This window comes from Pseudoalteromonas sp. 5Ae-yellow (genome assembly GCF_014077565.1).
Classification (GTDB): Bacteria; Pseudomonadota; Gammaproteobacteria; order Enterobacterales; family Alteromonadaceae; genus Pseudoalteromonas.
The window spans coordinates 1-8855 of sequence record NZ_JACGWD010000108.1 but is presented as its reverse complement, the minus strand read 5'-3'; the positions used below and the strand labels follow the sequence as shown (position 1 = coordinate 8855).

The window sequence follows — 8855 nt, the reverse complement described above, 5'->3', positions numbered from 1 at the left end:
ATGGACAATGCCAATCCATAATTGGAATCTGACATTGTCGCAATTGGCCATCCACTTCGAAGGTAGGTTAGATGGTGTGCTAGATATTTAGCAACTTAGGCTGACACAGAATTCTGAACGCCCTCTATAGACCCTGTATCAGCTAATCAGTTCTCAACCACTCAAAATCATGGCGGTGGCCAAGTTAGAGTTTATGTATTTCAGTTCGGTTACGGTAATACAAACAACGCAACGTTTGCAGGTTCTAGTGTATCTGCCACATCTAGCACTCCTAGATGTGGAGCAAACCTAAGTACTTGTAGTGCAGGCCAAACAGTTACTGGATTCCTCCATCAATTCGATTTTTTTGGCGCATCAAATATAAGTGGTACTGTTAATGTTTCAGCAAATTCGATAGCATCACCATTTGGTTTTTGGAGTGATTCTGTTTTCGTTCAATAATTAACACACAAGAATTAGAGCACAACCCATGTTCACAATGACACACGAACATGGGTATTTAACCAATAAGTTTTACAATATCAAACACTCTAGACTTAGCTTCAATTGCATTTCTCATTTGAGCTGACCCGTCACTATGTAATTTTAGGCTTTCCAATTCCTTAGTCACGTGAGCTACATAATTAACTTTTTCATCTAAATTAAAATCAATACTTGGTGGTGTATACATATCAAGCATTTGACCGCTAGAAATTAACTTATTGTCATAAAGCTCTTTAGCCATTCCCATTACTTCATTTCCAGAAATATTGGTCATATCGTATTTATTTGCAATTTCTTGCCATTTAGCTTCAGCATTGCGACCGGCAGAGCTGATTGAAACGGTGTCTGTTTCGGTTTTCTTGGTTGTGTTAGTAGCCTGTCCATCATTTATTCTTGTGCTTAACGCGCTATGTTGGGCTGACTCAGCATGATTAACATACGGTGTATTAGTAATTTGCATATTTGCTCCCTTATTAAATATTGCAACGACAATGCTTATATCAGAGCAAGTAGCAGGCCAACAAATCGAAACCTGTTATTTGCAACAGGTTTTTTAGAAGTATTAATACTAATCTCACAAACTAAGTGATCATTTATATGGGTTAAAACCACTAACTACTGCGTTATTTATTTAATTATTAGAACAGCTAGTTATGTAAAAAAGCCTTGTGTTTAATGATTTTCCTCCGCCTAAAATAGATCACTTAATTAATGAAAGTGGTATAAGCACGAAAGTACACATCGAGGTAGAAATGTCAGTGATTTTAGCCAACAGAAGCGGCGAATGGGAAATAGTATGGTTTAATAACGGCAAACTATTGCCGATTAAATAAGGGGATAATTAAGTATTCATTTAAATCTCGAATGAATGAGATCTAGCCTAGCGATAATTTTGTTGCTTCAGTTGATACTTTTTCAAATACATCATTCAATATTCTATAAATCGTAGCCGAACCCAAGTCATAATCTTTTGCCAATTGACCAATGGGTACACCTTCTTTCCTTTTATTATAAATTTCTAAATCTATTTCATCGGTTCTTTTTGTTGGTCGACCAAATTTAACGCCGTGCTCTTTAGCTTTAGCAATACCCTCTAGTTGCCGCTCAGAGCGTAAATCAGTTTCAAATTCGGCAATGGCTGCTAACATGTTAAACATTAACCTTCCAGTGGGAGTAGATGTATCAATTGCTTGGTCAATTACTACTAGATCAATATTTTCTGCCTGAAAGCGCTCCGCAACTTGTGATAAGTGAATAACGGAACGCGCAAGACGGTCTAATCTGGTGATAACAAAAGTGTCCCCTTCCCGAAGATAATTCATGCACTTTTGAAACTCTGGTCGAGCCGCTGTTTTACCACTTTGCTTTTCATGATAAATTTTATCGCAGCCAACTTGATTTAACTTATCAAGTTGCACTTCTAAACTTTGACCTGTTGAGCTTACTCTCGCGTATCCAATTTTTGACATTTTTTTATCGTATACTTTAAGATGTTTTGATAAAAACATTATGAGAGTACTTTTGATAATAGTCAAATATAGTTATCATAAAGTATAGCTTTTTGTAAACTAACTCAATAAAGGATTTTAAGTTATGAAATATTCACATTTACTCCCTGCAACAATGTTTGTTGTTGCTGCTGCAAGTTTTTCTTTCAATGCAATCAGTGCTGATACTTCGGTTACAGAGTCATCTTCGATTCAAGTACAAGAGCAACATGATCAAGTTGCATCATTGAATTCTATTCTTGATTTTGAAGAAGCAGCTAAAAATGAGCAAACAACCAGTGAATATGAACGTTGTAGCCCTACAATTTACACTAGATACACTAGTCTTAAATTGGAGCAGACTCGAACTATTGCAAGCTTTACTTATGATGGTGGTAATTGCCGTAGATACGGTTTTGCAATTTTAAGAAACTATGACGGACATGATTTCAAAGTGACTTTGGTTGATAGCAATGGAGATAGAGTTGCTGGCGGATATAGCGTAGCAGTTTCCACTTCTATCTTTAATGCAGGCACTTATTATTGGGAAGTTGAAAATAAAACAACAACTGGATCTACTTATGGTGGAATTACTTATGAAGTAAGATCTGGTGGCTAGTTAAACTTTCTATTAACGACTCAGCCCTATGAGTCGTTAATAGAAAACAATCTAAAATAAAAGCTTAAGTTTTATAAAATTATGTCGATAAAAGAAAACGACATATGAAAAAGGATTTTTATGAAAATCAGCACCAATCTACTACCTACTCTATTTGAAAGTAAAATATCTATTTTTACAAACAGTGATGATGAAAAAATAAAAAGCTTTTCTACTAAAACAAGCGAAAGTGGCTTAAAAATTAATATAAACACAACTCACCTTGATCCTAAAGTTAAAGAAAAAAAAGACAATAATGCTTTTGATTCATCATTAATTGAGGGAAGTGCATATGAAAAAGTATTTAAAAAAGAAGAGCTCAACTTTTCTAATATGAGTATAAAAGAACTTCATAGTATTGTTAAAAATGTGAATGAAATGGAACGAGAATACACACAAAAATACGATAGTGATGAACCAGTTAGATTAGGTAAGTCAGGAAACCCCATAATATCCAAAAAAAGAGAAGATATGAATAGTTTAGAGTCTAAACTTAGGATCCTTTCTTATGGTGGAGGGGATGTAGATCCTGATAAAAAAATTAATGTTATGGAGTATTTTTCTAATAGTTCAGAGAAATTAGATGGACTTGCTAAAGAATATCCTGAACGTCAGACTTATCAAGTAAGAGCCTCTTACATGAAAGAAATAATTAATACGTTTGATAAATTTATATCAGACGATACTTTTGATTTATATCAAGAAAAGGCTGCTTTATTGTTAACCGACAAAAAGAAAGTCGATGTTTTTATTTGAAAAAAGCCTAGAACATAGCAAAACAGCTAACAGCTTATTGAACACCATTTTGGTGGTTTATAACACACCGAAACGGCGTATATTACATACCCTGATAATTTCACCAATAATTACCTTTGTAAACAAGTAATTAAAACAGCTAGGAATTAAGCATGTTATTTTGCCCCAAAACGGCGTTTAATAATGTTATTGGACAAAATTAGATTTCTACTTAAAACACAGGAATAAATTTAACTTTTTCAGTGTCCGGTTATCGCTCAAAGCCGACCTATAGAATAATTGCTTTAACACGTTTTGGGGCAAAGGCGAGTTATACTTATAACCCGTCTATGGACAGAAGCTAGTTAACCTGACTACTGAGTGTCAAGGGGGAGCAACAACTGCCATCATATCTGGATATCACACACCTCCATTTGACTTTATCAGGCGATAATCGTTTGTTTAGAGAAGGATATATTCGTTTATCTCATTGTTAACAAGAATACAAATAACGTGATATTCAAAAGTTAGGCATAATATGCGTCATAATGTGGCTTGTCATTTGCTTCTATGGCGTTTGTAATGATCTCCCATGCGTTAGTTAATTGCGGCTGCATAGCTTCGGGAAACTGAACGCCTAGTTCCATTGACTTAGCATGACATTTTTCATTCACGTACTCATACAACGTATTTGCTTTAACTTCCGCACCTTCAATGTCCTTCAGTAGATTAGGTGCTATCTGGTCTTTGCCATTACCCCGAAATTCAGTCAGATTGAAACGGAACGAAAAGTACACTTCCAGTATCTTCCTCACGTACGACTGCACTGCAATAGAATCACAATTCTCTGGTCGTTCTACAGCTTCTTTAACCTTGCTGATCAAATAAGCATACTCGGATCTGTGGTCTTTAAGCAGCTTAGGCAATGGAGCAATCTTAGATTGTTCGCCTGTACGATTAACTAAGAAGAACTGTGCTCGCTTTGCTGTGCCCGTCTTAGTCCTACTGAAATAGAACAGCCACGTTTTTACTAAGTTGAAGAACTCAAAGTTATGCGTAGAAATGAAAAGCTGTTCTACGTGCTCATGACCTAGCTTACTTTTGATAATGCCAAGAACGTTATAAATGTGGTTTGAATCAAGGCTACAGATCGGGTCATCCAAATACACGATAGGTTTGATGCCATTTAAGGATTCATCTTCTAATTGTGTAATGAAGTACGCAAATGCTATTGCAGTACGTTCACCATCAGATAAGTGCTTTGCCTCTCGATCTTCGCGCATGAATTTATATGTGCCACCTACAGGCTTAATCTCTATATCAGTCTTACCGAAGTACTGTCGCAAGTTGTCGTTTAGACTATGCGCTCCCTGTTTAGTGTTATTAAGTTCAGCCTTTATCGCATCGATACGTGCCAGATTAGCGTTGATCTCGGTTTGTGCGGTGACAGAAGCATCTTTAAACGCTTGTATATCAAGCTGCGCTTGCGGGTGATCGTAGTTCTGTGTTTCTTGGTACACATAGTGGCGTTTGATTGCTTCAATAGCCTGACGCTGCTCTGTGGAATGGTTAGCAGCCCGCTTATTATGCGCTGTTATTGGTGTGTTGAACTGCTCCACCAAGTCTGTAACTAGCGGTAAAGGATAGTCTGATGCATTGAATGGAAGTACCTCAGCCATGTGTTCTTTCTTGTCAGTCAGCAACTTAACCAGTGACGCTTTTAGTTCTTCGACAGAATCATCGATTGGCTGGATTTGGCTTCTTAATTCGTCAAAACCTTTCTGTAGATCTGGGTAAAGTTGACTGGTATCTGGAATACTTGATATGAATGCTTGTGATTGAACCGAAGCGATAGCAACATCAATCCTTTGGCTAAGGTCTTTGTACGCTTTCGAAAAATAAGCATTTAGCTCATCAATTCTTGCCTGACTAATCGTGTTGTGACAGAACTGGCAGGTAGTGTGTCCAGCGTTACGCTCTATCCCTTCTTCAACCCAACTTCTAAGGCTTCTATCTGAATCCAACTCAGCAATAGTTGTCTGTGTTACTGAAGTAGCCATGATTGATTCAATATCACCCAAAATACCTTTCATTTCTGGGGTGCTAAGTTTAACTTTAGGCACGCTTGATACATTACTGGCTCTTGCTGTATCAATGTAAGCACTCATTTTTTCTGGTGTTAGATCATGACTAGCTTCAGCAGATGCAAGCATGGATCTAGCGCTTGAAGCGTTGAATGTAGACCTACCTAGAATACTCAATACCGCAACGTTTCGACCTACTTCAGTTAAACGATTGTTTTTCTCTTTTTCTTTGCTTGCTGCGAACCCTATGTCTTGATCTCGCTTAACTTCTTTTGCAGGAATAGTCTCTTCCAATCCTTGAAGTTCTGTTTCTAGTTCGATGTTACGTTCACCTACGATCAAAACTGGGTTTACGCTTGATTCATCAAAATTAACGTTTTTAACGATGTAATCTGAATTGAAAACACGTAGGTTTTCTACTTTTTGTAAGTTGTTACTTTTGATAGAGCTAGCTTCGTGACAGTCCACTTCAAAAGATGCCCCAGAGAAGCCTTCTGGTATTTCACCTAGCTGCATTGCTCGGAAAACACGTGAAAGCGTGGTCTTTCCAGAGTAATTAAAGCCATAGAATAAGTTAAATTGATAGAAAGGTTGACCAGCATTAGTGTTGGCATCCTTAAAGATACCGAAGTTTTTTATGGACTTTACACTCTTAAACATGCACTTACTCCGAGTAGGTGGTTCTTCATTCTACTATGCATGATCTAAGATTGGATGTGAATGCTTTAATAGAGTGTAAATTTTGAACAACCAAGCCTGAAGGAATACCTCCTTGTCACCAGCACTGAATGGGACAGAACCGATTTAGGGTAGCCTGTCAGGTCTAGTCACATCGAGCAAACTAAACTGACAGATTACATTCAGGCTAATTCAAATTATTTTATTAAGTTGCACATGCTACAAGTCTCTGTGTAAATTTTCAGGGTTTAATGCTGTGTAGACATTCCATAATACTTTTAAGTCTTTATGCCCTGTCACTTGAGCGACCTCTTCGATGCGGTAGTCTCTCTCAAATAGACGGCTTGCTCCCTCACGCCTTAAATCATGATAAGTTAGCTCTTTGATGCCTAGCTTCTTTCGAACGCTGCGAAAGCCTGAACCAATAGATTTAGGGTTGTAAGGGAAAATTAATTCTCCTTTTCTGGGTTGTCTAATTGTTATGCTATAGGCTTCACCTAAAAGAGGGACTCGCATATGGTTACCTTCTTTTTTACGAGGATCTTTTCTATCTCTACACAAAATAGTCCTTGTATCGTTATCTAAATCGACCCATTTGAGGTTGGTTACTTCGCCTAAACGCATGCAAGTTAAAATACTGAATTGAAATATATCAACAAAAGGAATATGTGCAGAGCGGTGCTCTTCTCTGATCTTTAAGCCTTGTTCAAGTGCTTCATATTCGCCTTTTTTTAAACGACGTGTCCTTCTTTGGCTTTTTCCAATTAAGTTCATCTGCTCTAACATGGGTTTCGCATCAACATAAGGCTGTTCAGTGATTTCCATACCCCAGAAAGGCTTTGCAGCTTTAAAGACTGACTTTAAATAAAAGTAGTCATGGGCAACTGTTGCAGGCTTAGCACCAGAGCTTATTCGCTGATGACAATGCTCAATAATATCTGATGATTTAAGATCGTGAGCATATAGCTTAGCAATGCCATAACTTTTAAGCATGGTTAGGCAAGCCCCCTTAGTCCGCTTTACGTTGGGAGCTATTTTAGGATCTGTTAAATAACGATCGATAAGGTCGTTAATTTTTATGTACTCTATGGGTCTGGAAAGACCATTTAAATCTATTTCATTAGAGCGACGTTTTCCCCACGTGTCAGCACTGGCTTTTTTATCAAAAGTTTTACTTTCCTGATGTATAACTTTGCCTTTTTCTTTTACTACAACCTTGCAACGGTACTTCGTTGTTCCATCGGCGCGCTTTCGTTTTTCGACGTAATGTGAGGACATAATACTACCTATAAAAATATCTTTGCCTGACAAGCCGATTGTTCATGATCAATTGGTTGGTTTTTTATATAATAAACATTCATTGTGCAGGTGCCTTAATTCATTCTTTACTCGGTTCCTTGGGAGACCATAGGGAGACCGAACTTGTTAAAATATCTAAATAACGTGAAGAATAATGAAAGATAACCAACCTGTTATCAAGTTATAAATTATTGATGTATAAGGTAAATTAATGAAAAACCCTGCGCCGCAGTCGAATGCGTTAGATAGAAAATTTTCCGTTGCACCCATGCTTGATTGGACTGATCGCCATTGTCGTACTTTTCATCGCAAAATGACTAAACATACTGTGCTTTATACTGAAATGATAACCACAGGGGCTATTTTATTTGGTCGAGGCGACTACTTACATTTTAATAAACACGAAGGCCCAGTTGCACTGCAACTTGGTGGCTCTGATCCTAAAGCGCTTGCGCAATGTGCAAAGCTCGCAGGTGAGCGTGGTTATGACGAAATAAATTTAAATGTAGGTTGCCCGTCAGACAGAGTTCAAAATGGTCGATTTGGCGCATGCTTAATGGCTGAGCCTCAATTAGTTGCGGACTGTGTTGCAGCAATGAAAAACGAAGTAAGTATTCCTGTAACTGTTAAAACGCGTATTGGTATTGATGAGCAAGATTCGTATGAGTTTTTATGTGCGCTTATTGAAGCGTCTCATAAAGTAGGATGTGATGATTTTATTATTCATGCTCGTAAAGCATGGCTTAATGGTTTAAGCCCGAAAGAAAATCGTGAAGTCCCACCGCTTGATTACCCACGTGTTTATCAACTTAAAAAAGATTATCCGCAGCTAGACTTAAGCCTAAATGGCGGCGTTAAAACAATTGAGCAGAGCCTAGAACATCTACAACATATTGATGGTGTAATGATTGGGCGTGAAGCTTACAGTAACCCATTTATGCTCAATGACGTTGATGAGAGAATTTATGGTGATGCTGCAAACACACAATCACGCCACGACGTAGTGCGCTCAATGTACAGCTACATTGAAGAAGAAATGCGTTTGGGTGCTAATTTTTGGCATATTGCACGTCATATGCTCGGTATTTTTCAGGGGCAGCCTGGTGCGCGAGGTTTTAGACGCCATCTTTCTGAAAGTGGTCACGGTAAGCAAGCTGATTTATCGGTAATGGATAAAGCATTAAGCTTTGTACCAGAATAAAGCTAAGCTTTAAAAATTCTAAATTTTAGCCACTTTCGAGTTAACACCGATCAGTTAAGGTATTTTTGATCGGTTGACCGATCTTTTGGTTGCTTCACAATACCCTTATCATCTTTTGATTATGAGGGTATTTTTATGCTTAGTCATTGGTTACTTGATACGGATATATTCGCCACTCCTGACTCTTTATCTACATTTCAGAAACATATCCCTCTTGAGTGGATTTCTAA

Annotated in this window: 8 protein-coding genes; 4 read left to right on the top strand and 4 right to left on the bottom strand. The window is 37.6% G+C overall.

The genetic code is table 11. The features are described 5' to 3' along the window. Positions 1-126 precede the first annotated feature (126 nt). Positions 127-441: a DUF4879 domain-containing protein gene (locus tag H4J63_RS20675; RefSeq protein ID WP_089368985.1), complete on the top strand. Its 315-nt coding sequence runs from the start codon at positions 127-129 to the stop codon at positions 439-441. Positions 442-499: 58 nt separating this feature from the next. Here the strand turns inward: H4J63_RS20675 and H4J63_RS18895 are convergent, their stop codons facing one another. Further along, on the bottom strand, positions 500-943 hold the full coding sequence (locus tag H4J63_RS18895; RefSeq protein WP_024604508.1) for a hypothetical protein: 444 nt from the start codon (positions 941-943) through the stop codon (positions 500-502). A 415-nt stretch (positions 944-1358) separates the two neighbouring features. Beyond that, positions 1359-1991 carry a recombinase family protein gene (locus H4J63_RS18890; RefSeq protein ID WP_263972598.1) on the bottom strand — a complete coding sequence of 211 codons (633 nt, stop codon included), beginning with the start codon at positions 1989-1991 and terminating at the stop codon, positions 1359-1361. Between the two features lie 85 nt (positions 1992-2076). Between H4J63_RS18890 and H4J63_RS18885 the strand changes: the two genes are divergently transcribed. Both H4J63_RS18885 and H4J63_RS18880 read left to right on the top strand, forming a co-directional pair. Continuing rightward, entirely contained in the window at positions 2077-2589 is a 513-nt protein-coding gene (locus H4J63_RS18885) for a hypothetical protein (protein ID WP_024604506.1), read from the top strand. Positions 2590-2709: 120 nt separating this feature from the next. After that, on the top strand, positions 2710-3384 hold the full coding sequence (locus H4J63_RS18880) for a hypothetical protein (RefSeq protein WP_013463096.1): 675 nt from the start codon (positions 2710-2712) through the stop codon (positions 3382-3384). Positions 3385-3890: 506 nt separating this feature from the next. Here H4J63_RS18880 and H4J63_RS18875 read toward each other — a convergent pair. Both H4J63_RS18875 and H4J63_RS18870 read right to left on the bottom strand, forming a co-directional pair. After that, positions 3891-6107, bottom strand: coding sequence for an AAA family ATPase (locus H4J63_RS18875; protein ID WP_138577948.1), 2217 nt, complete (start codon positions 6105-6107; stop codon positions 3891-3893). Positions 6108-6344: 237 nt separating this feature from the next. After that, entirely contained in the window at positions 6345-7403 is a 1059-nt protein-coding gene (locus tag H4J63_RS18870) for a site-specific integrase (protein ID WP_154945331.1), read from the bottom strand. Positions 7404-7635: 232 nt separating this feature from the next. Here H4J63_RS18870 and dusA point away from each other — a divergent pair, with 232 nt between their 5' ends. Then, positions 7636-8625 carry a tRNA dihydrouridine(20/20a) synthase DusA gene (gene dusA / locus H4J63_RS18865; RefSeq protein ID WP_182197968.1) on the top strand — a complete coding sequence of 330 codons (990 nt, stop codon included), beginning with the start codon at positions 7636-7638 and terminating at the stop codon, positions 8623-8625. Positions 8626-8855 lie beyond the last annotated feature (230 nt).

Bases quoted from the DNA above. Each gene is read 5' to 3' on its own strand.
- H4J63_RS18895 (WP_024604508.1), bottom strand. From the start codon at position 943: ATGCAAATTACTAATACACCGTATGTTAATCATGCTGAGTCAGCCCAA.
- H4J63_RS18890 (WP_263972598.1), bottom strand. From the start codon at position 1,991: ATGTTTTTATCAAAACATCTTAAAGTATACGATAAAAAAATGTCAAAA.
- H4J63_RS18885 (WP_024604506.1), top strand. From the start codon at position 2,077: ATGAAATATTCACATTTACTCCCTGCAACAATGTTTGTTGTTGCTGCT.
- H4J63_RS18880 (WP_013463096.1), top strand. From the start codon at position 2,710: ATGAAAATCAGCACCAATCTACTACCTACTCTATTTGAAAGTAAAATA.
- H4J63_RS18875 (WP_138577948.1), bottom strand. From the start codon at position 6,107: ATGTTTAAGAGTGTAAAGTCCATAAAAAACTTCGGTATCTTTAAGGAT.
- H4J63_RS18870 (WP_154945331.1), bottom strand. From the start codon at position 7,403: ATGTCCTCACATTACGTCGAAAAACGAAAGCGCGCCGATGGAACAACG.
- dusA (WP_182197968.1), top strand. From the start codon at position 7,636: ATGAAAAACCCTGCGCCGCAGTCGAATGCGTTAGATAGAAAATTTTCC.